This window comes from Actinoplanes oblitus, from assembly GCF_030252345.1.
Lineage (GTDB): Bacteria > Actinomycetota > Actinomycetes > Mycobacteriales > Micromonosporaceae > Actinoplanes > Actinoplanes oblitus.
Window position 1 is genome coordinate 7,945,020 of sequence record NZ_CP126980.1, and the last position, 25,238, is coordinate 7,970,257.

19 protein-coding genes are annotated in these 25,238 nt (G+C 71.2%); 17 read left to right on the top strand and 2 right to left on the bottom strand.

Annotated elements, in window-relative coordinates:
- Nucleotides 1-3: 3 nt before the first annotated feature.
- The 12 genes from Actob_RS35290 to Actob_RS35345 all read left to right on the top strand — a co-directional run bounded on the left by Actob_RS35290 (nt 4) and on the right by Actob_RS35345 (nt 16,147).
- Nucleotides 4-1,920 (top strand): RiPP maturation radical SAM C-methyltransferase, encoded by a 1,917-nt coding sequence (locus Actob_RS35290; RefSeq protein ID WP_284916260.1) that lies wholly within the window; start codon nt 4-6, stop codon nt 1,918-1,920.
- Nucleotides 1,921-2,146: 226 nt separating this feature from the next.
- Entirely contained in the window at nt 2,147-3,421 is a 1,275-nt protein-coding gene (locus Actob_RS35295; RefSeq protein ID WP_284916261.1) for a lysine N(6)-hydroxylase/L-ornithine N(5)-oxygenase family protein, read from the top strand.
- On the top strand, nt 3,421-4,959 hold the full coding sequence (locus tag Actob_RS35300; RefSeq protein WP_284916263.1) for a class I tRNA ligase family protein: 1,539 nt from the start codon (nt 3,421-3,423) through the stop codon (nt 4,957-4,959). Before Actob_RS35295 ends, Actob_RS35300 begins: the two co-directional genes overlap by 1 nt.
- A complete protein-coding gene (locus tag Actob_RS35305) occupies nt 4,956-6,014 on the top strand; it encodes an NAD(P)/FAD-dependent oxidoreductase (RefSeq protein WP_284916264.1) in 1,059 nt (352 codons plus the stop codon). Before Actob_RS35300 ends, Actob_RS35305 begins: the two co-directional genes overlap by 4 nt.
- A 37-nt stretch (nt 6,015-6,051) precedes the next feature.
- Entirely contained in the window at nt 6,052-7,314 is a 1,263-nt protein-coding gene (locus Actob_RS35310; RefSeq protein WP_284916265.1) for an MFS transporter, read from the top strand.
- On the top strand, nt 7,311-9,878 hold the full coding sequence (locus tag Actob_RS35315) for an ATP-grasp domain-containing protein (RefSeq protein ID WP_284916266.1): 2,568 nt from the start codon (nt 7,311-7,313) through the stop codon (nt 9,876-9,878). Before Actob_RS35310 ends, Actob_RS35315 begins: the two co-directional genes overlap by 4 nt.
- A 4-nt stretch (nt 9,879-9,882) precedes the next feature.
- Nucleotides 9,883-11,073: an acyl-CoA dehydrogenase family protein gene (locus tag Actob_RS35320; RefSeq protein ID WP_284916268.1), complete on the top strand. Its 1,191-nt coding sequence runs from the start codon at nt 9,883-9,885 to the stop codon at nt 11,071-11,073.
- Between the two features lie 23 nt (nt 11,074-11,096).
- On the top strand, nt 11,097-12,305 hold the full coding sequence (locus Actob_RS35325; protein WP_284916269.1) for an acyl-CoA dehydrogenase family protein: 1,209 nt from the start codon (nt 11,097-11,099) through the stop codon (nt 12,303-12,305).
- 10 nt (nt 12,306-12,315) lie between these two features.
- Nucleotides 12,316-14,037 (top strand): tryptophan 2-C-methyltransferase, encoded by a 1,722-nt coding sequence (gene tsrT, locus Actob_RS35330; RefSeq protein WP_284916270.1) that lies wholly within the window; start codon nt 12,316-12,318, stop codon nt 14,035-14,037.
- A 20-nt stretch (nt 14,038-14,057) separates the two neighbouring features.
- A complete protein-coding gene (locus Actob_RS35335; protein WP_284916271.1) occupies nt 14,058-14,450 on the top strand; it encodes a cupin domain-containing protein in 393 nt (130 codons plus the stop codon).
- A complete protein-coding gene (locus tag Actob_RS35340) occupies nt 14,447-14,770 on the top strand; it encodes a hypothetical protein (RefSeq protein ID WP_284916273.1) in 324 nt (107 codons plus the stop codon). Before Actob_RS35335 ends, Actob_RS35340 begins: the two co-directional genes overlap by 4 nt.
- Nucleotides 14,771-16,147 carry an FAD-binding oxidoreductase gene (locus Actob_RS35345; protein ID WP_284916275.1) on the top strand — a complete coding sequence of 459 codons (1,377 nt, stop codon included), beginning with the start codon at nt 14,771-14,773 and terminating at the stop codon, nt 16,145-16,147. It begins immediately after the preceding gene.
- Between the two features lie 114 nt (nt 16,148-16,261).
- Here Actob_RS35345 and Actob_RS35350 read toward each other — a convergent pair whose 3' ends face one another.
- Nucleotides 16,262-21,478, bottom strand: a complete 5,217-nt coding sequence (locus Actob_RS35350) for an Ig-like domain-containing protein (protein ID WP_284916276.1) — start codon at nt 21,476-21,478, stop codon at nt 16,262-16,264.
- Between the two features lie 146 nt (nt 21,479-21,624).
- Here Actob_RS35350 and Actob_RS35355 point away from each other — a divergent pair, with 146 nt between their 5' ends.
- From Actob_RS35355 to Actob_RS35375, 5 genes are all read left to right on the top strand, one after another.
- The gene (locus tag Actob_RS35355; protein ID WP_284916277.1) at nt 21,625-22,512 is read left to right on the top strand and encodes a collagen-like domain-containing protein; all 888 of its coding nucleotides are present in this window, start codon (nt 21,625-21,627) and stop codon (nt 22,510-22,512) included.
- A 30-nt stretch (nt 22,513-22,542) separates the two neighbouring features.
- Nucleotides 22,543-22,791 carry a hypothetical protein gene (locus Actob_RS35360; protein ID WP_284916278.1) on the top strand — a complete coding sequence of 83 codons (249 nt, stop codon included), beginning with the start codon at nt 22,543-22,545 and terminating at the stop codon, nt 22,789-22,791.
- A gap of 77 nt (nt 22,792-22,868) precedes the next feature.
- A complete protein-coding gene (locus tag Actob_RS35365; RefSeq protein ID WP_284916279.1) occupies nt 22,869-23,450 on the top strand; it encodes a DNRLRE domain-containing protein in 582 nt (193 codons plus the stop codon).
- A gap of 1 nt (nt 23,451) precedes the next feature.
- On the top strand, nt 23,452-23,907 hold the full coding sequence (locus Actob_RS35370) for a hypothetical protein (RefSeq protein WP_284916280.1): 456 nt from the start codon (nt 23,452-23,454) through the stop codon (nt 23,905-23,907).
- Nucleotides 23,895-24,290, top strand: coding sequence for a hypothetical protein (locus tag Actob_RS35375; RefSeq protein WP_284916281.1), 396 nt, complete (start codon nt 23,895-23,897; stop codon nt 24,288-24,290). Before Actob_RS35370 ends, Actob_RS35375 begins: the two co-directional genes overlap by 13 nt.
- A 181-nt stretch (nt 24,291-24,471) precedes the next feature.
- Here Actob_RS35375 and Actob_RS35380 read toward each other — a convergent pair whose 3' ends face one another.
- Entirely contained in the window at nt 24,472-25,236 is a 765-nt protein-coding gene (locus Actob_RS35380; protein WP_284916282.1) for a hypothetical protein, read from the bottom strand.
- Between the last annotated feature and the right edge of the window lie 2 nt (nt 25,237-25,238).

Consider the following 25,238-nt stretch of genomic DNA (forward strand, 5'->3'; position numbering starts at 1 on the left):
GCAGTGGTCACCGAACTGCCGCTGGTCAGCGGGGACGCCCCGGCCGTCCCCGCGGGTCTCCCCCACCTCGGTGCCGGGCAACGGGCGGACTGGCCGGTGGTGCTGGTGGCGATGCCGTTCCTGGAGACCGGCTGGCCCTCCATCCAGATCGGCCTGCTCGCGGCCATCCTGCGGCAGCACGGCTATCCGGCGCGGACCCTGCACGCGAACCTCGACTTCGCCGCCCGGCTGGGAGCCGACTACTACCACCTCCTGGCCGGGCGCCAGGCCCGGATGGTCGCGGACTGGCTGTTCTCGCTGGAGGCGTTCGGGTCCGCCGCCCCGGACCCGGACGCCCGGCTGCTGGACGACTACGCCACCGAGCTGGCGGTGCTGGGTGACGCCGGCGAGTCGGAGTGGCGCGATCGGCTGCTGCGGGTCCGGCACGAGGACACGCCGGCCTACCTGGACGCGCTCGCCGCCGACCCGGTCTTCCACGGCGTCCGGGCGGTCGGGTTCACCACCACGTTCCAGCAGAACTCCGCGTCGTTCGCCCTGGCGCGCCGGCTCAAGCAGCGCTACCCCGGCCTGGTCACCATCTTCGGCGGCGCGAACTTCGACGGCGAGATGGGCCCGGAATGGGTCCGGGCGGTGGACTGCGTCGACATGGCAGTGGTCGGGGAGGCCGACACCGCCCTCCCCCGGCTGCTGGACTGCCTGGTCGCCGGGGCCAGCCCGGGCACCGTCCCGGGTGTGGTGTACCGGGACGGCGGCGACGTGGTGATCACGCCGCCGGCCCCGCCGCTCCGTCACCTGGACGACCACCCGCTGCCGGACTACACCGAGTATTTCGAGCGGGCCGGCCGGCTCGGCGTGCTGCCCCGGACCGGCCCGAGCCCCGTACCGATTCCCTTCGAGACCGCTCGCGGCTGCTGGTGGGGTGAGAAGCACCACTGCACCTTCTGCGGGCTCAACGGCTCCAGCATGCAGTTCCGGTCGAAGTCCCCGCAGCGGGTGGCCGACGAACTGCTCGCCCAGGCCCGCCGGTACCGCAGCTTCCGGTTCCACGGCGTGGACAACATCGTCGACATGGCCTATCTGACGGACCTGTTCCCGGTGCTGGCGCGGGCCGGCATCACCCTGGACATCTTCTACGAGGTCAAGGCGAACCTGAACCGCGGTCAGGTCCGCGCGTTGGCCCAGGGCGGGGTGACCGGGATCCAGCCGGGCATCGAATCGCTGAGCTCGAACGTGCTGCGGCTGATGAACAAGGGGGTCCGCGCCGCGCAGAACGTCAACCTGCTGCGCTGGGCCGCGTACTACGGCGTCGGGTGCGGCTGGAACATCCTCTGGGGTTTTCCGGGCGAGACCGAACAGGATTACCGCGACCAGGCGGCGGTGCTGCCGCATCTGGTGCACCTCGCGCCGCCGTCCAGCGCCGGGCGGCTGTGGATCGAGCGGTTCAGCCCGCTGTTCACCGCGTCGCCGACGAAGACCCCGGAACAGGCGTACGCCTATGTCTACCCCGCCGAGGTCGACCTGCGCCGGACCGCCTACTTCTTCGAGTACGACCTGCCCGGCGCGCTGCCCGACCACGCCTACGACGGCGTACGCCAAGGGGTGGCCGACTGGGTGTCGGCCTGGAACGACGGCGGCCGGCCGACGCTGACTTTCTGGTCGTCGCCGGGACTGGTCCAGATCTACGACGGCCGGCGTCCGGGTAGCGAGGGCACCTACACGTTCGAGGGACCGATCGCCGATCTGTACACGCTGTGCAGCGACCGGCCGATCGGCGCGGCCGCGGCCCACGAACGGCTGGGCGGGCGCCTGTCCCCGGACGAGATCCGCGAGGCGTTCGACGAGTTCCAGCAGCGTGGCCTGATGTTCCTGGACGAGTCGCTGGCCTTGTCCCTGGCGCTGCCGGCCGGCCCGCCACGCTGACCTGACGGCCCCATCTCCTCTGCCGGCCCCCGCTTCGTCCACCTGGACGAGTCGGGGGCCGTCGTGTGCCCGCGGCCCGTTCCAGCCCGAGTTCCCGGTCGCTTCCAGCGGTCCTTCCGGCGGGTGTTCCAGGGGCACCCCAGACGATCGGGGTGCGGCGGTCGAGAGCGGTTCCTCACCGGAACGGGCCGATCGCGGGCACGAGCGATAAGTCGAGGTGAGATGCATGACAGACCATGAGGTCGGCATTCTGGCGATCGGCGCGGGGCCGGCCAATCTGGCTCTCGCAGTGGCGCTTGAGGACTCCGGCCCGGCGGATCTGGCCGGCAGCACGATGCTGCTGGAGCAGAGCCCGGACATCAAATGGCAGCGCAATCTCCTGATGCCGTGGGCGCGCAGCCAGGTGTCGTTCCTCAAGGACCTGGTGACGTTGCGCAACCCGCGCAGCCGGTTCTCGTTCCTCAACTTCCTGCACGAGAGCGGCCGCCTGAACGAGTTCGTCAACATGGGCACCTTCCACCCGTTCCGGTGGGAGCTGTCGGACTATCTGCAGTGGGCCGCCTCCAACCTGGAGCGGGTACGCATCCGCTACAACGCGCGGGCGTCGGCGATCGAGGCGACCGTCGCCGCCGACGGATCGATCGCCGGCTGGCAGGTCACCCTGACCGACGGCGACACGATCCGCTGCCGTGACCTGGTCATCGGGGGCGGACGGGATCCGCACATCCCGGAGGTCTTCGGCGCGCTCCCGGCCGACCGGGTCATCCACAGCACCAAGTTCCAGAGCCGGATCGGCCAGATCCCCGACGACCGGCCGGTCCGGGCGGTGGTCATCGGCGGAGCCCAGAGCTCGGCCGAGATGTTCTACGCCATGCACCAGAACCTGCCGATGAGCCAGCTGACCTGGGTGATCCGCTCGGTGGGGCTGCAGAACTATCAGACCAGCAAATTCGTCAACGAACTGTTCTTCCCGTCGTTCGTCGACGAGTTCTACTCCAGCGCACCGGAGACCCGGGCCCAGATCCTCGACGAGATGCGCCTGACCAACTACGCCGGGCTCGCCCCGCCGTTCCTCGACGAGCTGTACACGATGCAGTACCAGCAGAAGTTCGTCGGACCGCACCGCTCGTCGATCCGCCCGATGTGCGAGGTCGTCGGGGCCACCATGGACGGCGGCGACGTGGTGCTGGACCTGCGCGACCGGACCAGCGGCAAGACCGAGCCGTTGCGCTGCGACGTGGTCCTGCTGGGCACCGGGTACGACCAGCGGATGCCCCGGATGATGCGGGACCTGGCCGGCCGGATCGGCCTGGACAGCGTCACGGTCAGCCGGTCCTACCGGGTCGACATCGGCGACTCGGCCTGGGGTGCGCTGTATCTGCAGGGCTTCAACGAGCAGACCCACGGCATCGCCGATTCGCTGATCAGCGTGCTGGCCCACCGCTCGCAGGACATCCTCGACGATCTGCTGGCGCGCCGCGCCGAGCAGCCGGTCTCCTGATGACCGAGCGGCTGATGATCGTCGCGCCCGGCCCGACCGCCAACGGCGATCTGCATCTGGGCCATCTCGCCGGGCCGTTCCTGGCCGCCGACATCTGCGCCCGGTACGCCCGGGCCGTCGGCCAGGACGTGCTGTTCGGCACCGGGATCCACTCGACGCAGAACTACATCGTCACCACGGCCCGGCGGCTGAACGAGGTACCGGAGGAGCTGCGCGAGCGCGCCGTCGGGCTGGTCCGCGAAAGCCTCGCCACGCTGCGGGTCCAGGCCGACGGGTTCGTCACGTTCGACGACCGGTACGTCAAGACGGTCATCACCTTCTTCGAGCGCCTGCACAGCCTGGGCAAACTCCGGCTGCGGCGGGTCCGCTTCCCGTACGTGGCCCGCACCGGCGAGTACCTCACCGACGCGTACGTCCGCGGCAGCTGCCCGGTGTGCCTCGCCGACGGCTGCGCGGGTCTGTGCGAAAGCTGCGGTACCTGGGTGGCCTCGGGCGACCTGATCGAGCCGCGGTCCACGCTCGACCCCGGCGACGTGGTGGAGCTGCGCGAGGCGACCGTGCTGGTGCTCCCGGTCGAGGAGTACCGGGCGGGGCTGACCGCGTACGTCGAGAAGCACGGGTCCACGATGCGGCCGCGACTGGCCCGGATGATGGAGGAGATGCTGTCCCGGCCGTTACCGGACTATCCGGTGACGCTGCCGATCTCCTGGGGCATCCCGGCGCCGTTCCCGGAGGTCGCCGGGCAGGTCATCTACTCCGATGCCGAGACGATCGCCTGGAGCATGCGGTGCACCGCGCTGGCGGCGGAGGCGCGGGGTGAGGTACCGACCGGCGAGGACGAGCTGTGGGACGCCGACGCCGACGGCCGGGTGATCTACTTCTTCGGCTCGGACGCCACCTACGCGTTCGTGGTGGTGGGCACCGCGATGCTGTTGGCGCTCGGCGGATACGTCCTGCCCGAGCAGTTCGTCACCAACGAGTTCTACGAGCTGGACAGCGACAAGTTCTCCACCAGCCGCGGACATCTGGTGACCGGCCGGGAGCTGGCCGCCGAGGTTCCCCGCGACCTCATCCGCTTCTACCTGGCCTCGACCGGGCCGGAGTTCCAGCGCACCAACTTCACCCGCTCCGCCATGGACCGGGTGACCGGGCAACGGCTGGTCGAGCCGTGGAACCGGGTCGCCGAGAGGGTCAACGCCCTGGCCGGGCGCGGACCACTTCCGGTGTCGCAGGCCTCTCGGGACCGGGCGCTGCTGATGATGCGGCGGTTCGGCGGGGACCTCGCGCCGCGCCGGTTCAGCGTCAGCGCGGCCGCGTTCACCCTGACCGAGCAGCTGTCCCGGCTGGACCGGTGGGAGACCGGCGCCGACGACGCCGGCGACTTCTGCCACGAGGTCGAGATGTTCCTGCGGTGCGCCGCGCCGATCCTCGTCGATCTGGCGGAGCAGGCGTTGCCGGACACCACCATTCCGGACCGGCCACGGGCCACCCGGATCACTCCCCGGCCGATGCCGCTGCTCACCCTGTCGGCGGCGTGACCATCGTGGCCGGGACTCGCCGGGTGCTCGTCGTCGGTGCCGGGGTGACCGGTCTGCTGACCGCTGTCGCCTGTGCCCGCGCCGGGTACCGGGTGACGGTGCTGGACCGGGGCGGCACCCCGGATCCCGGGGCCGCCTCGTACGACCAGCACCGCGCGTTCCGGGCGTTCGTCGCCGGCGATCCGCGGGCGACCGGGCAGCTGCTCACGGCCCGCCGTCGCTGGCGGGAACTGGAGGGTTTGCTCGGCGGCACGTTGTTCCGCCGGGTCGGTGTGGTCACCTGCCGGCCGCGCGACCAGGTGGACGCGCTGGCCGCCGAGGCGACAGCGGCCGGCGCCGCGGTCGACGTCGTCGACCCGGGCGAACTGCCGCACATGGTCTTTCCGGCCGGCTCGGTGGGTCTGCGGGAACACGGCGCCGGGGTGCTGCTCGCCGCCCGGGTGTTGCGCGCCGCGGCCCGCTGGCTCGCCGGGCAGGACACCGTACAGCTGTGTCCGGGCCAGGCGGTCTCCTCTGTCGACACTCAGGCGGGCCAGGTCCGGCTCGCCTCCGGGCGGGTCCTCGGCGCCGATCTGATCCTGGTGGCGGCCGGCGCCTGGACCCGCGACCTGGTCGACAGCCCGGTGGTGCTGTACCGGCAGACGATGGTGTACCTGCGCCCGCCGGACGACCTGATGGACTGGTGGAACGGTGCCCCGGCGGCCGGTGGGCTCGGCCCGGACCGGCGGGCCTGGCTGTTGCCGTCCGGTGCCGGGACCCTGCTCAAGCTCAGCACGGACGCGGTGTGCCGTGAGGTGAGCACCGTCCGGCCGGACGACCCGGCGCCTCGGTGGGCGCAGCGGGTGCTCGCCGCCCGGATCGTGCGCGACGCCGGCCGGTACACCGTCGTCGGCGTGAAGGACTGCCACTACGCCGCGGCGGCGGCCGGCGGCGGGGCGCTGCTCGCCCGGGCCGGCCCGACCGTGTGGTCGCGCGCCGCGTGCGGCGGCAGCGGTTTCACCACGGCGCCGCTGGTCGCCGACCGCATCGTCCGGGCCCTGACCGAGGCCCTGTGAAAAGCCCCGTGACCACGAGTCAGACAGGAGCGCACCCGTGAGCGGCAACCCACAACTGGGAGTCATCGCCACCCTGCGAATCACCCCCACCCCGGTCCGGCATCTCCTCGCCGGTGTGTTCATCAACCAGCTCGGTGCGTTCGTCCAGACCTTCCTGGTCCTGTACCTGGCGTTCCGCGGCCAGTCGGCGGGCGCGGCCGCCCTGTGCCTGGCCGCTTACAGCGTCGGCGCCATCTTCGGCACGATGCTCGGCGGCGAACTCACCCACCGCGTCGGCGCGCGGCTGACCATCGTCACCGCGATGGCCGTCGCCGGCCCGACGGTGTGGCTGATCCCGTGGATCACCCACACCGGCGTCCTGCCCGCGCTGATGGTCGTGGTAGCGCTCGCCGGCCTGGCCACCCAGGCCTACCGCCCCGCCGCCGCGGTGATGATCAGCGACCTCATGCCGGAAGAACACCAGGTGATGGCGTTCTCGATGATGCGGACCGCGCTGAACCTCGGAGCCGCCCTCGCACCGCTCATCGCCGCCGGGCTCATCCTCGTCGACTGGGACCTGCTCTACTGGTTCGACGGCGCCACCGCGCTGCTGTACGCGGCGTTCGCCTTCTTCGTGCTCCCCCGCGCCATCGGTCTGACCCCGGACAGCGAGCCGGAGACCGGCGCGGCACCGAAAGCCACCGGCCGCGAGGTCTACGCCCTGCTGGTACGCGACAGCAGGTTCCTGTGCTACCTGGCCGCGGTCTTCCTCGGCACGATCGCCTACACCCAGTCGACCAGCGCCCTGCCCCTGGCGATCGTGGCCGAGCACTACCCGGCCGCCCTGTACAGCGCGGTCCTGACCGTATCGTCGCTGGTCGTCATCCTCGCCCAGCTGAAGATCACCACGTACGTCACCCGGCTGCCGAAAACCGTGGCCGTGGGCCTCGGGCACCTGATCGACTCGATCGGGCTGGCGGTGCTCGTCCTGGCCGCCTGGTGGGGCGGGATCTTCGTCATCGGCGTCGTGCTGTCGGTGGGCGGCCTGATGATCGCCGGCCCGAACATGTTCGCCCATCCCGCCACGTTCCACCCCGTGGTCAAGGCCCGGTACATCGCCACCATGCAATCGGTCGCCGGGCTCGCCACCACGATCGGGCCGCTGTTCGGCGTCCTCACCTGGCACGCGCTCGGCAGCCCGTTCTGGCTGCTGTGCGCCCTGATCAACGGCGTCGCCGGGGTCCTCGCCGTCCTCGCGCTGCGCGGCACCGCCGAACCGGCCCCAGCCCTCGCGACCGAGACCGCAGGAGAGTCCTCATGAGCTTCCCGCCCGAGGCCGGCCGGCCGGTGCTGGTCGTCGGCTACGTCGGCGTCACCCTGGCCGCCGTCGCCCGCTTCCAGGCGGCCGGTTCGGTCATCTACGTCGAGGAACCCGACGTCATCCGCAAGCGCGCCGTCCGCGCGCACCTCGACGGCGTCCCGTTCGTCAACGACCTGATCGCCTGGGAGTACCTCCGGCCGGGAGCGGCCGACGAGTTCTTCGACGCCCATCCCGGCCTGGACCCGGTGGCGGTCATCCCGGCCATCGAATACGCCACCACGTTCGCCGCCCGCCTCAGCGAACGCTACGGCCTCCCCGGCGCGGGCCTGCGGGCCGCCGAGATCATGCGGGACAAGCTCACGCTGCGCGAGGTGACCCGGGCGGCGGGGATCGTCAACCCGGCCAGTGCCGAGGTCACCGGCCCGGACGACGTGACGGCGTTCCTGGCCGGGCGGACCGGGCCGGTGGTGCTCAAGCCGGCCAACCGCCAGGCCTCGGTGGGCACCGAGGTGATCCACGATCCGGGTGACGTCGCGGCGGTCTGGGAGCGCTGCGGCCGGCAGGACGAGGGCATCTTCGTGCCCGACCGGCCGATGGACGTCCGCATGCTGGTCGAGGAGTACGTCGCCGGCGACGAGTACAGCGTCGAGATGCTCGTCCGCGACGGCGTACCACTGTTCACCAACGTGACGGGCAAGCAGCTGTGCCCGGGGCCGCGGCCGGTGGAGCTGGCCCACGTCGTCCCGGCGGACCTCCCCCCGGAGGTCGCCGCACTGCTCGGCTCGCACACCACCGGCGTCGTCGCGGCCACCGGTTTCGGCACCGGGATCGTGCACTGCGAATGGATCCTCACGGACGGCACGCCGTACCTGGTGGAGTGCGCCGGCCGGCTGCCCGGCGACGGGATCGTCGACCTCATCGCGGCCGCGTACCGGATGGACCTGCTGCGCAGCTACTACGCCTTGATGAGCGGGGCCGACGTCACGGCCGGCCTGCCGCGGCGGGCGGCCGGCGGTGCCGCGGTGCACTTCGTGACCGCCGCGCCCGGTCTGGTCGAGCAGGTCAGCGGGGTCGAGGACGCCCGCGCCGTCGACGGGGTGTTCCTGGTCCAGGTCACCGCCGGGCCCGGGGACCGGGTCCCCGCCCTGCGCAGCTCCTGGGACCGGGCCGGCATCGTCATGGCCACCGGTGCCGACGGCGGGGAGGCGCTGCGGCGGGCGCGGACCGCTGCCGATCTCGTCCGCGTCGACACCCGCCCGGCGACGGACCGGGGCACCTTGCTGGTCATCGGCAGCGGCCTGAAGGTGTACCGCGAGTACCTGGTCCGGCCGATCCGGCGCCGCGCCGAGGAGGCCGGCCTGGACATGGTGCTGGTCAACAACCTGCGGCCGACCTGGCAGAGCGAGTACTTCGACGAGATCGTGGTCGCCGACGTGTTCGACACCCGGACGATGCGCGACGCCGTCGACCGGATCGCCGCCCGCCGCCGGATCGTGGCGCTGATGTGCTGGGACGAGCCGCTCGTGCTCGACGCCGGCCTGATCGCCGCCGAGCTCGGGGTGCCCGGACTGTCCGAGGCCGGGGTACAGGGCTGCCGCGACAAGCAACGGACCCGCGCCGAGCTGACCGCGGCCGGACTGCACCAGCCGGCCTTCGGGCTCACCCACACCGTCGAGGAGGCCCGCGCGACCGCCGCGCGGATCGGGTACCCGGTGGTGCTCAAGCCCCGCGCGATGGGCGCCAGCATCGGCGTGGTGCTGGCCGCCGACGAGTCCGAACTGGACGACGGTTTCCGGGTCGCGCTGTCGGCGAGCGAGGTGGATCCCGGCCCGTACCGGGCCTGTGTGATCGTCGAGCAGTACGCCCGCGGTCCCGAGATCAGCGTCGACGGCGCCGTGCACAAGGGCGAGTACCTGCCGATGTTCGTGGCTCGCAAGCAGAGCGGCGAGGAACCGTACTTCGAGGAGACCGGCCACCTGGTCGACGCGGCCGACCCGCTGCTGGCCGACCGCGACCTGATGCGGGTGCTCGCCCTCGCACACCGGGCGCTCGGCGTCGAGGACGGCATCACCCACACCGAGCTGCGCCTGACCGCCCAAGGGCCGCTGATCATCGAGGTCAACGGCCGGCTCGGCGGCGACCTGATCCCGTTCCTGGGCCGGACCGCCACCGGCATCGAACCGGGTGAGGTGCTGTTCGACGTGGCGACCGGGCAGCGGCCGCACCTGACGCCGACCCGCCGGGTGGTGGCCGGCATCCGGTTCGGCTACCCCGAGCAGGACTGCGTGCTGCGGTCGGTCACCGTCCCGGCCGCGGCGCCCGGGCTGGTCACGGCGGCACCGATGGCCGAACCCGGCGCCCTGCTGCGCCTGCCGCCCGGCGGTTACCTGGCGCGGCACTCGTTCGTGGTGTGCGAGGCCGACGACACCGCTACCTGCCTCGACCGGCTCGCCGCGGCGGCGGCCCTGGTCCAGCTCACCGGCGACCCGGTCGGGCCGCCGGACGGGCAGACCCCGTTCGCCATGCCGGCCGGTCTGCTCGACGTCGACTCTGAGGAGCTCTGAACACATGACCTCGACCACGCTCTCCGCGGACGATGTCCTCGGCCGGGCCCAGGCCCTCGCCCCGCTGCTGCGGGAACGGGCCGCCGAGATCGAACAGGCCCGCACACTGCCCGCCGACGTCGTGGAGCTGCTGCGCGGCACCGGCGTCTTCCGGATGTGTTTCGGCGCGGACTGGGGTGGCCCCGGGCTCACCTCGATGCAGCAGACCCGGGTGGCCGAGGCCCTGGCGTACGGCGACGCCTCCACCGCCTGGTGCGGCATCATCGGCGCCAACACCGGCCTGCTCAGCAATTTCCTGGACCGGGCGGTCGCCGAGAAGATGTATCCGACGCTGGACACCATCACCGCGGGTGTCCTGGCCCCCGCCGGTCACGCGGAGCGGGTACCGGGCGGGTACCGGCTCTCCGGCCGGTGGTCGTTCGGCAGCGGGGTGAACCACAGCGACTGGGTGATGTCCGGCGCCTTCGTCTTCCAGGACGGACAGCCGTACGCCAGCCCCGACGGCAGCAACCCGCACGAATCACGACAGTTCCTGGTGCCCCGGTCCGACGTCGACGTCCTCGACAACTGGGACACCACCGGACTGTGCGGCAGCGGCAGCAGCGACTACACCATGACCGACGTCTACGTCCCCGAGGAACACACCCTCACCTTCGACACCGTCAAAGGCACGCCCGGCCCCCTCGCCCAGCCCGAGTCGTTCATGCGCAGCCTGTGCGGGGTTCCTCTCGGGGTGGCCCGGGCCGCGCTGGACCACGCCCGCGAGACCGCACTCAAACGGTTCGACCGGATGACCGGGACGGCCTGGGCCGACACCTTCCGCGTCCAGGTCACCCTCGCCGAATGCGAGGCCGAGTACAACGCCGCCCGCGCCGGCGTCTACGCGGCCATGACCCGGCAATGGGAAGTCCTGTCGGCCGGCGGCACCCTCGACGACCTCACGCCCGACGAGCGGGCGGCGTCACCGATCGCCTGGCTGCACGCCTTCCGCACCTCCCGCCGGGTGGTCAGCCGCCTGTACGACCTGCTCCAGGCCTGGTCGATCAACCGCAGCTCACCGATGGACCGGTGGCTGCGCGACACCACCACCATGTGCCAGAACCTCAGTGCCCAGGACGCGATCCTCGAGTCCGCCGGCGCCTATCTGCTGGGCCGGCCACCGAGATTCCGCATCTGCCTCGGCATCGTCAGCTGAAAACCCGACTTAGGAGTACAGCCATGACCACGACGCAGGTGCCGGTCACCTCACCACCCCAGACGGCAGCCGAAATCCTCGACCGCGCGAAAGCCCTGGCCCCGGTACTGCGCGAGCGGGCCGCCGAGATAGAACGAGCCCGCACACTGCCCGCCGACGTCGTGGAGCTGCTGCGCGGCACCGGCGTCTTCCGGATGTGTTTCGGCGAGGAGCGCGGCGGACCCGGGCTCACCTCCATGGAACAGACCCAAGTCGTCGAGGCTCTCGCGTACGGCGACGCCTCCGCCGCCTGGTGCGCGGTGATCGGGGCCAACGGTGGCATCTACAGCCGCTTCCTGGACCAGGGCGTGGCCCGCGGAATGTTCTCCAGCATCGACATGGTGGTGGCCGGCCTGCTCCAGCCGTCCGGCCGGGCCGAACGGGTACCGGGCGGGTACCGGCTCTCCGGCCGGTGGTCGTTCGGCAGCGGGGTGAACCACAGCGACTGGGTGATGTCCGGCGCCTTCGTCTTCCAGGACGGACAGCCGTACGCCAGCCCCGACGGCAGCAACCCGCACGAATCACGACAGTTCCTGGTGCCCCGGTCCGACGTCGACGTCCTCGACAACTGGGAGACCACCGGACTGTGCGGCAGCGGCAGCAGTGACTACACCATGACCGACGTCTACGTCCCCGAGGAACACACCCTCACCTTCGACACCGTCAAGGGCACACCCGGCCCCCTCGCCCAGCCCGACTCGTTCACCCGGACCATGTGCGGGGTTCCCCTCGGGGTGGCCCGGGCCGCGCTGGACCACGCCCGCGAGACCGCACTCAAACGGTTCGACCGGATGACCGGGACGGCCTGGGCCGACACCTTCCGCGTCCAGGTCACCCTCGCCGAATGCGAGGCCGAGTACAACGCCGCCCGCGCCGGCATCTACGCGGCCATGACCCGGCAATGGGAAGTCCTGTCGGCCGGCGGCACCCTCGACGACCTGACCCGGTGGGAACGAGCCGCCTGCCCCCTCTCGTGGGTGCACGCGTTCCGCACCTCCCGGCGCATCGTCGACCGCCTGTACGACCTGCTCCAGGCCTGGTCGATCAACCGCAGCTCACCGATGGACCGGTGGCTGCGCGACACCACCACCCTGTGTCAGCACCTGATCGCACACGATCGCATCCTCCAGTCCGCCGGGGCGTACCTGCTCGACTCGAAACCCGAGTTCGGCATCTGCCTCGGCATCGTCTGAGGAGGGGTCGATGAGCAGCGGACTGATCACCCTGGTCAACCCCAACAAGGTGTTCCCGCCGATCGCGCCGTACGGGCTCGACGTGCTGACCACCGCACTGGAACAGGCGGGATTCGACGTCGACGTCCTCGACCTGACGTTCCGCCGCGACGAGTGGAAGTCGTTCCTGGCGGAGTACTTCGCGGAGCGCACTCCCCTGCTGGTCGGGGTGTCGGTGCGGAACACCGACACGGTGTACGCGCTCGAACAGCGCCCTTTCGTCGGTGAGCACAAGGAGATCATCACCGAGGTGATGCGGCTGTCCGACGCGCCCCTGGTCTGCGGCGGCATCGGCTTCTCGACGATGCCGTTCGCCCTCGTCGAATACTTCGGCGTCGACTTCGGGGTCAAGGGCCCGGGCGAACAGATCCTGGTCGACCTGGCCGACGCCGTCGCCACCGGCCGCGATCCGGCCACCGTGCCCGGCCTGATCCGCAACACACCCGAGGGCGTCACCCGGGTGCCGCCGCCGGCGCTGCGCCTGCCGCACGGCCTGTCGGCGCCGGTGTCGCCGACGGCCGACGGCGAGGACCGGGTGTGGCAGGTCGACCGGTCCGGGGCCTACCGGCGCCGGTCCGGCCAGCCGTACAAGGTGGACAACCTGCAGCATTACCACAAGGGCGGCCTCGGCAGCATCCTCACCAAGAACGGCTGCACCTACCGGTGTGCGCACTGCGTCGAGCCCAACGCCAAGGGCAACCGGTTCGGCCGGCGGGACATCGCCGCCGTCGTCGACGAGATGCAGTCGCTCACCGAGCAGGGCGTGCTCGACCTGCACACCACCGACAGCGAGTTCAACCTGTCGATCGCCCATGCCAAGAGCGTGCTCCGCGAGATCGTACGGCGTAAGCGGGCCGACTCGGGCAACCCGCTCAACGACCTGCGGTTGTGGGTGTACTGCCAGCCCTCACCCTTCGACGAGGAGTTCGCCGGGCTGCTCGCCGAGGCCGGTTGCCGCGGCGTGAACGTCGGCTCCGACCATATCCGCGCCGACCTGCTGCGGGACTGGAAGGTCACCGGCGGCGGCAGTACGTACTACACGTTCGCCGACACCGAGCGGCTGGTCCGCCTGTGCCACGAGAACGGCCTGCAGACCATGGTCGAGGCGCTGTTCGGGATGCCCGGCGAGACGATGGAGACGATGCGCGAGTGCGTCGAGGCGTTCATGGCCCTGGACGCCACCGTCACCGGGTTCTCCCTCGGGCTGCGGCTGTTCCCGTACATTCCGCTCGGGGTCGATCTCGCTCAGCAGTGCGACGGGGTACGCACCGCGCCCGGGCTGCAGTCCAACACGGCGACCGCACCGATCGTGCTCAAACCGCTGGCCGCCTGTTCCGGCCCGGCCGAGTACGAGCGGCAGTTCATGTTCGACGAACACGGCGACTTCCGGCTCGTCTGCTACCTCTCGCCGGACCTGGCCGAGGACGTCACCAACCCGTCCGTGCGGTGGGAGCGGACCGTCGAACGGCTCTGGGACCTCGTCGATCCCGCTGAGCACCACCGGGTCATGCTGCCGACGATCGGCGGCACCAGCGAGATCGACAACAACTACGCCGACAACCCGTTCCTGACCAGCCTCAGCCGGCTGGGATACACCGGAGCGTTCTGGTCGCACTGGCGCGACCGGGAGGCGATCATGCGCGAGGCCGGCGCGGCCGGGATCCTCGAGACACCTGAGGCCGGGCGACGATGACCAGCGAACGGAGCGGGACCGTGACCGGACCGGATACCGGCGGCGTGGATGTTCGCCGGCAGGAACCCGACCACCTCGCCCGCGAGCACGGGCTGGATCTCAAGCTGTTGCAACCGTGGCCGGGCGTGGACACGCCGTTCGAGGGTGCCTGGTGCGTCCTGCGCCCCGGCGACGTGACCGACACCCACTCCCACCCCGAACGGGAGATCTTCATCGGGATGGCCGGCCGGGGCCTCCTGGTGACCGCGACCGGTGAACGGCACCGCATCGCGGCCGGTGACCTGCTGACCATGCGGCCCGGGCTGGAACACCACGTGGAGAACGACAGTGACCAGGACTTCTCCTACTACGCGATCTGGTGGGACGGCGCGACGGCGGCCGCGTTCCTCGAGCGTGCCGGCCGGCCGTCATGATCGACTACGACGGGCGGCGGTTCCGCAAGCCGGGCGACGCCAGCGGCACCGTCGCCACCTACCACCAGCAGGGTGACGTGATCTGGGCGGACTTCTCCGGCGGTGAGGTGCGCCGCGGCTCGATCACCGGCATCCGGCAGAGCGACGGAACGCTGCACCTGGGCTACACCATGGTCCTGAACAACGGCGAGGTGATCTGCGGGCGCTCGCTGAACACCCCGATCACCAGCGGCGACGGCCCGCTGCGGCTGCGGGAGACCTGGGAACGGTACGGCCCGCACGCCGGCACCGGCGTCTCGTACTTGGAAGAGGTGGGTTGAGTGCCCACCGTCAGCACTGCCGCCTGGCGCGCCCTGGAGACCGGCGTCCACGGTCGGGTCCTGCGCCCGGACCAGCCCGGCTTCCGGGCGTCCAGCACACCGTTCAACACCCGGCACGCGGCCGTCGAACCGGCCGCGGTGGTCGGCGCGGCCGACGTCGCCGACGTACGGCTGGCACTGGCCTGGGCCCGCGACACCGCCCTGCCGATCGTCGCCCGCGGCGGTGGCCACAGCTACGGCGGCTACTCGACCGGCAGCGGGCTCGTCATCGACCTCAGCGCGCTGGACGAGGTGTCGGTGGACGCCTCCACCGGCCGGGTGACGATCGAGGGCGGCGTACGCACCGCAGGGGTGTACGCCGCCCTGGAACCGCACGGGATCGCCTTCCCGCTCGGCAACGGCGCATCGGTCGGCGTCACCGGGCTCGCGCTCGGTGGCGGCACCGCCGCGACCTCGCGCGCGTTCGGGCTCACCGCCGACACGATGGTGAGCACCACCCTGCTGACCGCCGACGGCCAGCTGCTGACCTGCGACGCCACCCAGAACGCCGACCTGTTCTGGGCCTGCCGCGGGGGTGGCGGCGGGAACTTCGGCATCAACGTGTCGACGACCTTCCAGGCCGCCCCGGTCCCCGACGTCGCCACCTTCCTGCTGCTGTGGGAGCGCGCCGCCGCTCCGAAGGTGCTCGAGGTCATGCAGGAGGTGCAGCGCCGCGCGCCGCGCGAGTTCTCGGCCCGGCTCGGCGTCGCCGCGACCGCCGGATCCGACCCGGTGGTGTCCGCCGTCGGACTGCACCTCGGCCCGGCCAGCGACCTTCGCGAACTGCTCGACCCGGTCCTCGCGGTGGCCCGCCCGGTCCGGGCGGACATCGCCGACCGGACGTTCTGGCAGGCGCAGAGCTACCTGCTGCACGACACGTCGGCCGAGGCGTTCGCGGTGAAGACGTCCTTCGTCCGGGATCCGCTGCCGGCCGACGCGATCGAGCTGCTGCTGTCCGCGGTGGATCATTGGCCGGCCGGCACCAATCCGGACGGCGGCGGATTCGCCCTGTTCGCGTACGGCGGTGCCGTCAACGACGTCGCCCCGGCCGATACCGCGTACGTGCACCGGGAGGGGCTGTTCCTGCTCAGCATGGACACGTCCTGGACCGCCGGGGACGACCCGGCAACGGTGGGCGCGGGCCTGCGGTGGCTCGCCGGCCTGCGCGAGGCGATGACGCCGTACGTCACCGGCGGCGCCTACCAGAATTTCATCGACCCGGACCTGCCGGACTGGCGCACCGCGTACTACGGGGCCAACTACCCCCGGCTCGTGGAGATCAAGAACCGCGTCGACCCGGACCGGGTGTTCACCTTCCCGCAGGCCATCGGCACCTGACGGCGTACCCGATCCGATCGGGGCCGGTGCTCCCCGTCCGCTCCCGGAATCATGACGGAACGCCCGCCACAGATGATCTCTGTGGCGGGGCTTGACGGGGATGCGGCCAGGTCGTCATACCCCTGGCGGATTCTTCCTCGATGCTTTCGCGAACGATTTCCCCGAACGCCGGCCGGCGAGCCAGCAGAGGGCGGCGCCGGACGCGACGACGTACAGGCCGGCCAGCGCCACGGTGACCGCTTCCGGCCCGGTGACCGGCGAGGCCGGCGGCCGGGTGTCTCCGCTCGGCGCGGTCGGGCGCGGTGTGGTCGGGCGCGGCGTGGTCCGGCTGGGTCCGGGCCGGCGCGGCGGCGGCGAGGACGAGGCGAACACCGGCGGCGAGGACGAGGCGAACACCGGCGGCGAGGGGGAAGGTCCCGGCCCGGACGTCGACGGTGACGGGGCGGGTCCCGATCCGGAGACCGACGGCGAGAGGGAAGGGCTTGGCGGTGGCGGGACGATCACGTGCACCATCGCCACCGCCACGTTGCCGTCGGCGTCCACCACCTGGTAGGTGAACTCGTCGGTGCCGCTGAAACCGGGATCCGGCACGTAGGTGACCGTGCCGTCCGCATTCACCACCACGCTGCCGTGCTGCGGCCGGCTGACCCCGGTGAGGGTGACGGGCCTGCCGTCCTGCCCGGTGACCGGCAGTCCGAACCGGACCGACTGGCCGTCGAGCACGGTCGTCTGCTTGTTCGGCACGGACGGGGGCACGCCGACGAGGACCGCGATCGCCGCGCTGGTGCGGTGCCCGGCGTCGTCGACGGCCGTGTAGTCGAGCGTCGCCGTACCCGAGAATCCGGCCGGCGGCATGTAGTTCACCATGCTCGCGGTGAACGTCGCCGTGCCCCGGTCCGGCACGCCGACCGCGGTGACGGCCAGGGTGCCGGCCGGATCCAGGTCGTTGGTGAGCACGTCCACGGCGATCGGACGGCCGTAGGGTGTCCGGCGGGCGTCGGGCACCGCCACCGGCACGCCGTCCGACACGGTGACGGTGACGGTCCCGGTCGCCGTGCCGCCGTTGCCGTCGCTGATCGTGTACGGGAACGCGTCGGGCCCGACATAGCCGGGTGCCGGGGTGTACTTGATGCCGCCAGTGGCCAGGACCGCCGTTCCGTTCGCCGGCTGACCGGCCGAGACGACGGTCACCGTCTGGCCCGGGTTGGGGTCGCTGTCGTCGGCGAGCACATCGATCAGCACCGACCGGTCGGAGAGCAGGGCGGCGGTGTCCGGCCGCGCGACCGGTGCCGCGTTCGCGACCCGCACCGTGACCTTCGCGGAAGCCGTGTTGCCCGCGCTGTCGGCGATGGTGTAGCCGAAGGTGTCGGTGCCGAAGAAGCCGGGATCCGGCCGGTACTCGACCGTCTGGTCCGGGTTGAGCCGGGTCGCGCCGTGCGACGGGGTGTCCGCCGCGGTGACCCGCAGGGGCTGCGACTCGGGGTCGGTGTCGTTGGCGGTGACAGCGATGTCGACAGCGGTGTCGGCGGGCACCGACACGGCGTCGTCGGCGGCGGCCGGCACGCCGTTGATGTGGATGGAGACGTGCGCCGTGGCGGTGGCGCCCCGATCGTCGGTGATCACGTAGTCGAAGCCGTCCATGCCGGCCGCGCCGGGATTCGCCCGGTAGGTGAGCAGTCCGCCGGCCAGCGTCAGCGTGCCCTGCGCCGGTGTGGTGGCCGAGGCGACGGTGATCACCTGCCCGGTGTTGGGGTCGCTGTCGTTGGCCAGCACCGACAGGTTGGCCGGGGTAGCCGGCAGGGCGGTGAACGCGTCGTCGGCCGCGATCGGCGGTGCGTTGCGCACGGTGATCGTGACGGTGGCCGAGTCGGCGAGCCCGAGCGGGTCCGTGATCGAGTACACGAACGCGTCGGTGCCGGTGAAGCCGGTCGCGGGCAGGTACGTGACCGTGCCGTCCGCGTTCGCGGTGACCGTACCGTGCGCGGCCGGGTCCACCGCGGCCAGCGTCATCGGGTCGCCGTTCGGGTCGTCGTCGTTGGCCAGCACCGGCACGATGACGAGGGTGTTCGTGTCGGTGGCCGTCGCGTCCGGCCGGGCGTCCGGCGCGACGTTGAGCACGGTGGCCGTCACGGTAGCGCCCACCAGCGTGTGGCTGCCGTCGTCGAGCGTGTAGTGGAAGGTGTCCACGCCGGAGAAGTGCGCCGCCGGCGTGTACGTCACCCGCCCGCCGGGGCCCACGGTGACGCCGCCGTGGCCGGGCGGGCCGTCGATCGCGACGGTCAGCGGGTCGCCGTTCGGATCGGGGTCGTCGTTGGCCAGCACGTCGATCGCCATGGGCGGGCCGCCGGGCGCGGTGACCGCGTCGTCCCGGGCGTGCGGGAGCCCGTTGGCGACGGTCACCGTCACGGTGGCGGTGTCCGTTCCGCCGTTGCCGTCGTCGATGGTGTACGCGAACGAGTCCGTGCCCGAGAAGGCGACGTCGGGCAGGTAGGTGATCTTGCCGAGCGGATCGCGGGTGACCGCGCCGTGCGCCGGTGCGGTCGCGCCGGAGACGTGCAGCGAGTCGTTGTTCGGGTCGGTGGCCGCGGCGAGCACGTTCAGGGTGAGCGCCGTGCGGTAGCCGGTGGTGGTGACGAACGCCTGCGCCACCGGCGGCGCGTCCGCGACGACGACCGTCACCTGGGCGGTGTTCGTCCCGCCGCGGCCGTCACTGACCGTGTAGGAGAACGTCGCGGTGCCGGAGAAGCGGGGCGGCGCGGTGTAGGCGATCAGTCCGCCGGACAGCGACGTGGTGCCGGCACCCGGCGCCGGTTGACCGGCGGCGGTGACGGTCAGCGGATCGTTGTTCGGGTCGGTGTCGTTGGCGGCCGCCGGCAGCACCGCCCCGGCCTGCGCCGCCGGATAACTGACCGGAAACAGGTCGTCGGCGGCGGTGGGCTTGGCATTCTCCACGTCGACGGACACGACCGCCGTCGCGGTGTCGCCGCTGGGGTCGCTGACCGTGTAGGTGAAGGTGGTCGGACCGGCGAAGACCGGATCCGGAGTGAACGTGACGTCGGTGGCCGTGAAGGTCACGGTGCCGTCGGTGGGCGGTGGCTGGGTGACCCCGTCGACGGTCAGCGGGTCGCCGTTGGGGTCCAGGTCGTTCTGCAGCACGTCGACGGTGACCGGGGTGTTCGTCGGCGTGTTCACCATGTCGTCGGCCGCGACCGGCGCCGCGTTGGCGGTGGTCACCGTGACGGTGGCGGTGCCCGAGCCGCCGTTCGGGTCGTCTGCCGTGTAGCGGAACGTGTCGGTGCCCGACCACCCCGCGGCCGGCGTGTAGGTGATGCTCCGGTCGCTGTGCGCCACGGCGACGCCGTGCGGCGGCGGGCTGGACACCGAGTACACCAGGGTCGACATCGGGTCGTCCGGGTCACTGTCGTTGGCGCTCACGGTGATCGTGACGGACGTGCCGAACGCGGTGGTCGCGGCGTCGGCGACGGCGCTGGGCGGGCGGTTGACCACGAGCGCGGCGGTGGCGGTGTCGTTGGCGCTGTTCGCGTCCGCGCCGGTGCCCCCGGCCCGCACGGTGGCGACCGGGTTCGCCGTCGCCGACCCGGTCACGGTCGCCGGCACCGTGGCATGTGCCGAGCTGCCGGCGACGAGGGGCCCGAGGGCGCAGGTGACCACCTGTCCGCTGGCCCAGCAGCCGGTCGGCATCGCCCCGGGTGCGACGCCGGCGGGCAGGGTGAGGGTGGCGGTGGCGGCCGGTTCCAGGTCACCGGTGGTGTTGGTGACCGTCGCCGTGTAGGTCACCACGGCCGGGGTGGCGGCCCGCTGCACGACGGCCGGGGTGACGCCGAGCGCCGCGGCGAGGTCGTCGTGCGGCTGCTGGACGGTGCTGGCGCTGGTCGCGCCGGTGGCGGCGACGCTCACCCCGCTGGTGCGCCCGGAATAGGTGACGTTCACCAGGTTCGTGATCGGGTAGCCGGGCGGCGCGCCGGGCTGGACGGTCACCCGGAAGGTGACGAAGGTGGTGCCGGCGACCGGGATGGTGCCCAGCGTCCACCCGGCCGCGCCCGCCCCGAAGGAGCCGGCGTCGTCGCCGGTCGCATCGGTGACCGGCGCGCCCTCCACGGTGAGCGACCCGGGCACGTAGGAGGTGTAGTTCGGGACGGCGTCGCTGAGCACGACGCCGTCGGCGATGTCGTTGCCCTCGTTGCGCACCGCGATGCGATATTCAAGGACGTCACCGGGCAGCAGGTCGCCGCCGTTCAGGTCGGTGACGGTGGGCGTGGTGGTGATGTTGGGCGCGTACAGGTCGATGGTGAAGGTGATCACCCCCGGGTAGTACTGGTCGCCGGTGGTGGTCAGCGTCAACGTGGTCGAGGTGGCGGCGTTGCCGAACATCCCGGTCGCGTCGACCTGGTCGACGTCGAAACCGAGCGTGTTGTCGTAGCCGGGGTTGCGCCCGCCGACCGGCGTGCCGGAGTCGCTGACCGTGCTGTTGAAGAAGTTGGTCGCCGAGTTCTGCCCGTCGGACAGCGGCCGGCCGTCCACCTGCAGGCTGTCGCCGGGGGTGCCGCGGTCCCCCTCGTACGCCACCGCGCCGATCTTCGCGTGCACGGTGCCGGTGTGCGGGGTCTCGAAGCCGGTGATCGGGATGTTGGTGTTACCACCCGAGACCTGGCCGAAGCCGTCGTACACGCGCAGCGCGCGCATGTCCTCGGCGGCGTTGTGATACGCGACCACCAACGACCACCCGGCATACGAGCCGGACGCGATCGACGCCTGGATGTTCGCCACCGCGTACACCCCGTTGCCGCCGCCGGCCACCTGGGCCGTGACGTCGGCGAACCCCTGATAGATGGTGGCGAGCGGCGGGGCGATGCTGCCGTTGGAGACCAGGGTGGCCGCGGTCACCGACTTGTACGAGCCGCCGCCGTCGGTGCTGAACAGGACCTGGTCGCGCAGTGGCGAGGAGGAATCCGCGCCCCAGTACAGGCCGGCGAACAGCACGGTGCTGCCGGGCGGCATGTCCAGTGTCGCCATGCTGTCGTTGAAGGTGAGCGGGTTGGTGTCGACGTCCGTGTAGGCCATCGCGTAGCTGTTGTTGTTCGCGCTCGTGCCGACGGCGGTGCCGTTGCGGGCCTGCGCACACGTGGGCTGCCCGGTCTGCAGGCAGGTCAGGTTCGCATTGCCGCGCAGGATGATCGAACCGTTGGTGTTCGCGTCGAAGCGGGCCCGGAAGGGCGACGAGATGGCGGCCCCGGCACGGCCGGCGGTCAGCATCGTCACCGCCAGCAGGACCGCGACCAGCATGGCCGTGGCGGCCCGGCGTAACCCCACGCCACCGAGGCTAGGCGAGCATTGTTCGCTTTTGTCGCGAAATGCGGGGACTGGCGGATGTTGCCACCAGCCTGCAACCGTCGGGCGCCCGTCGTGCATCCCCGCTCGGCAACTCTCGCTTCATGATCTCACGTAGGCACAGGGCGGTGACCGTCGCGGCTGCTGTTGCCGCGACAGTCGGTGTGGCGGGTACGGCTTCCGCGAGCGCGGCGACCGGTGGGCAGGACGGCACGATCTACGCCTGCCGTAACAGCGCCGGGGAGGTGAAGCTCCGCAGCTCCAGCGCGCAACAGTGCGCCAAGAACTGGACGGCGATCAGCTGGAACGCCAAGGGCGTCGCGGGCCCCGCCGGCCCGCGGGGCGCGACCGGGCCGCAAGGCCCCGCGGGAGCTCCGGGCGCCACCGGACCACAGGGCCCCGCGGGAACCCAGGGCGTCACCGGGCCACAGGGCTCCGCGGGCGTTCAGGGCCCGGCCGGACCACAGGGCCCCGCGGGCGTTCAAGGCCCGGCCGGCCCTCAGGGAAGCGACGGCGCCGCGGGCGTAGCCGGCCCGCAAGGGAAGACCGGCCCGGCGGGCCCGCAGGGTCCCAAGGGCGCCACTGGCCCGCAAGGTCCTCAAGGCGTCCCGGGCCCCGCCGGAGAACCCGGAAACGCCGGCTCGAGCATCCGGTTCGGATACCTCAACTGCTCGCCCCAGACGTGTGAGGACGCCGTCGACCTGTCCGCCACCACGCCCGGCCTCACCGAGACCAGCATCCGGTCCGGCAACGCCACCTACTTCTGCGTCGAGGGCGTCCCGCAGAGCGCGACGTCTTTCCTGATCCAGTACGAGGTCTCCGATGCCGCGGCCGCCGAGTGGTCGACCGCGCCGACCAGCTCCCAGCCGTCGGTGGGCCAGAGCTCGTTCAGCCGCCTCAGGCCGGCGGCGGCGTACCTCACCTCGGTGGGCTGCCCCGACGACACGGTTCTGGTGGTCCACGCCGCGACCGGCGCCATTTCGCATCCGGCGTCCTGGACGCTGTGGTTCCAGTAGGCCGAACGATGAGGTCATGACCCCCCGGTCATGACCTCATCGGTGTCTCAGCGCCACCCGCCAGCGACGGTGACCCGAAAAAGCTGCGAGATCGAAGACGACGTTCCCGAGGCCGCTCAAGCCGAACGACTCGGCGCCTGCAGCCAGGTCAGCCCGAAGCTCCGGGAACTCTCGTTCGCCGTGGGCGGTAAGGGCCTGTCGGTGAAAAGCGACTCGGCCAGTAATCTCAATGTGACCGACATTCGAGGCCGCACCGTTTCACCGGCAGCACCCCACTGATGTGGGACGCTGCTACCGAGGCACTCACCGCTAAGACAAGCAGCGACGCCCGGAAGAAGCACGCCACTGGTGCGGGCATGGCGCGTCGGGTCCGGGCCGAACGCCGGATGCCGGTCCGCCTCGACAGCCGGCGGTTGACGATCGCCCCCGCTCAGCAACTTTTGAGCGACCCGGGCACGATCTTTCCCGTCTACATCGATCCGGGACTCAGCCTGAATCGCGCGGGCTTCGCGGTGGTGAACTCCGCCGCACCGGACACTTCGTTTTGGAATCCCGCCGATGACGCGTTTGTCGGTTCGTGGGACGGCGGCACCAGCCGGTACCGGTCGTTCTTCTCCGTCGATCTGACGAGCACTCCCCTTGCCGATCAGCAGATCCGGTCGGCAACGCTGGACCTGCAGAACATCTACTCGGCAACGTGCCAGCCAGCCTCCTTCGAGGTCTGGTCAACCGGTGTTCCGACGGCCGAGACCACCTGGAACAACCAGCCTGCCTGGTACAGAGGTCGGAGAGCTGACTGCCGGTCACTGCACACCCACGGGCGACTACGTCTCCACCAGTTCGGCATACCTGGGATTCATCGAGAGCGGAACGCGGGAGAATTACACCAAGGGCAGCGGAACCGGCAAATTGTCCGGCCAGAGCAAGCTCTACGGTGACATGGCGCTGATCGAGGTTTGGCCCGGCAAGTCGGTCCGCGACCGGGTTTACCGCGGCGGCCACAGCAGCACAAGCTCCTTTCAGGTACGTTCCATGTGGCACCGCCGCGCCGCTGCCGGTGACAAGTTCTGCACCGGCGGCAAAGAGTCCGGAGAAATTTGCGACTGGACCGTCAGTAAAACTGGCGTCGACGTCAAAACAGATCTGGGCCTCAACCACAATGAGGTGACGAGCAAGTCCCAGTCCGGTTGGTGCCCACGCCACGGAGACTCGGGCGGACCTGTGTACACGGTAAACTCCGACGGTACGGTCGCGGCCAAGGGCATCATCAGCTCCGGCAGTGGCGGCGGCACTGATCACTACGCCGGTTCGCTGGACCTGCACCAGTGCGCCATTCAGTTCACCGACATCTACGACGCCTACCAAGGATTCCCGGGTAGCCTGTGGCTCTGGTAGGCAGGTGGCGGGAGCTGGTCGCGCCGGTTTCCGTGGCCGCGCTCGGGGCCGCCCTTCTCGCCGGCTGCGGAACCTCCGAGGCCAATGCGCCGCTGGTCGGATACCGGCCGCCTGTCCCGGGCAGCTCCGAGCTGGTCGTCCTGTATTCGCGAGGGCCCAGCGACGGCCTCGGCCATGCCGACGTCCTGAAGCAGGACTCGAAGACGATTCAGGTCCGCGTTCGGTTCAAGCAATCCAACGGGACCAGCGACCTGGTGGCCGAGATCAACGAGACCACCGCTGTACTGAAAGAACCGCCTGGAAGCCGGGAGGTCCTAGATGCAAGCGGTGAACCGATCCCCCTGAAAAGCATCAATGATTATCCGCGAGTAAGTAACCAATAGTAAATCGCCGGTTCGGCAGCGTGATCCCGGGCATCCGGGGCGTCTACGCCCACGTCACCCCGCCAATGACCATCCGGCTGCTTGGGAACCTGCAAGCCCGCTGGCTCGACAACGGTGACTACTGGTGACCCCAGCCGAAACCAGCTCCACGCGTCCCCGGGCCCCGCCGGTGCCGAGCAGATCATTTTGCTGTCAGTTTTTCGATGGTCTCCAGCGGGACTGCGACCAGGCCTCGCCGTTGGAGCCGGGCATAGGTGTCGCTGCCCGGGGCCTCGGTGAGCGGCCCGTGATAGGGCACCCCGTTGAGGCCGGCCGCAGTGAACGAGTTCCAGCACCCGTCGGCGGCAAGAACGGCGCTCCCACCGACGACCGGCACGTGGCTGACGACGGCCCCGAGTGATCCACGGTTCACCTTCTGCGGGGCGTAGAAGCCGAGCAACGCGCCGCCCGGACCCCACAACGGCCCCTCTGGTCCGCCCTCGGATCCGCTCGCGGCCTGCGTCCAGACGGTGGCGCCCTCCCCGACGGCGGGCCCGGTGAGGGTGCGGACGTGGCTGAGCGTCATCTCGTGATATCGGTAGCCGTCGAGGCGGATACGCCCGGTCAGCTGTCCCCGGGCGACGATGACCGACACCCCTTCGGATGGCGCCCGGGAGAGCGACTCCGGCAGGGCGAGACAGGCGCTGGCGGCCTGACCTGCGTCAGCGCCCGCGGACCGGTCGGCGCCGGCGGGCGACGCACCCGCGGTGAGGTTCGGGGTCGCCGGCACCTGGCCGAGCCGGGACCAGACGCCCACGCCACCGGCGACGAGCACGACTGCGGCGCCCACGGCGATCATCGCCTGCCGCCGCCGTCGGACGCCCTGCTTGGCGCGTAGCTGGGTCAGGACCGCGTCGGGGTCGGCGTCGTGGCGCGATAGGACGTCGCGCAGGTGGGCCGGATCCATCG

Coding starts and splice junctions, on each gene's coding strand:
- Actob_RS35295 (WP_284916261.1), top strand. CDS start 2,147: ATGACAGACCATGAGGTCGGCATTCTGGCGATCGGCGCGGGGCCGGCC.
- Actob_RS35300 (WP_284916263.1), top strand. CDS start 3,421: ATGACCGAGCGGCTGATGATCGTCGCGCCCGGCCCGACCGCCAACGGC.
- Actob_RS35315 (WP_284916266.1), top strand. CDS start 7,311: ATGAGCTTCCCGCCCGAGGCCGGCCGGCCGGTGCTGGTCGTCGGCTAC.
- Actob_RS35320 (WP_284916268.1), top strand. CDS start 9,883: ATGACCTCGACCACGCTCTCCGCGGACGATGTCCTCGGCCGGGCCCAG.
- Actob_RS35325 (WP_284916269.1), top strand. CDS start 11,097: ATGACCACGACGCAGGTGCCGGTCACCTCACCACCCCAGACGGCAGCC.
- tsrT (WP_284916270.1), top strand. CDS start 12,316: ATGAGCAGCGGACTGATCACCCTGGTCAACCCCAACAAGGTGTTCCCG.
- Actob_RS35340 (WP_284916273.1), top strand. CDS start 14,447: ATGATCGACTACGACGGGCGGCGGTTCCGCAAGCCGGGCGACGCCAGC.
- Actob_RS35360 (WP_284916278.1), top strand. CDS start 22,543: ATGACCTCATCGGTGTCTCAGCGCCACCCGCCAGCGACGGTGACCCGA.
- Actob_RS35365 (WP_284916279.1), top strand. CDS start 22,869: ATGGCGCGTCGGGTCCGGGCCGAACGCCGGATGCCGGTCCGCCTCGAC.
- Actob_RS35370 (WP_284916280.1), top strand. CDS start 23,452: ATGGCGCTGATCGAGGTTTGGCCCGGCAAGTCGGTCCGCGACCGGGTT.
- Actob_RS35380 (WP_284916282.1), bottom strand. CDS start 25,236: ATGGATCCGGCCCACCTGCGCGACGTCCTATCGCGCCACGACGCCGAC.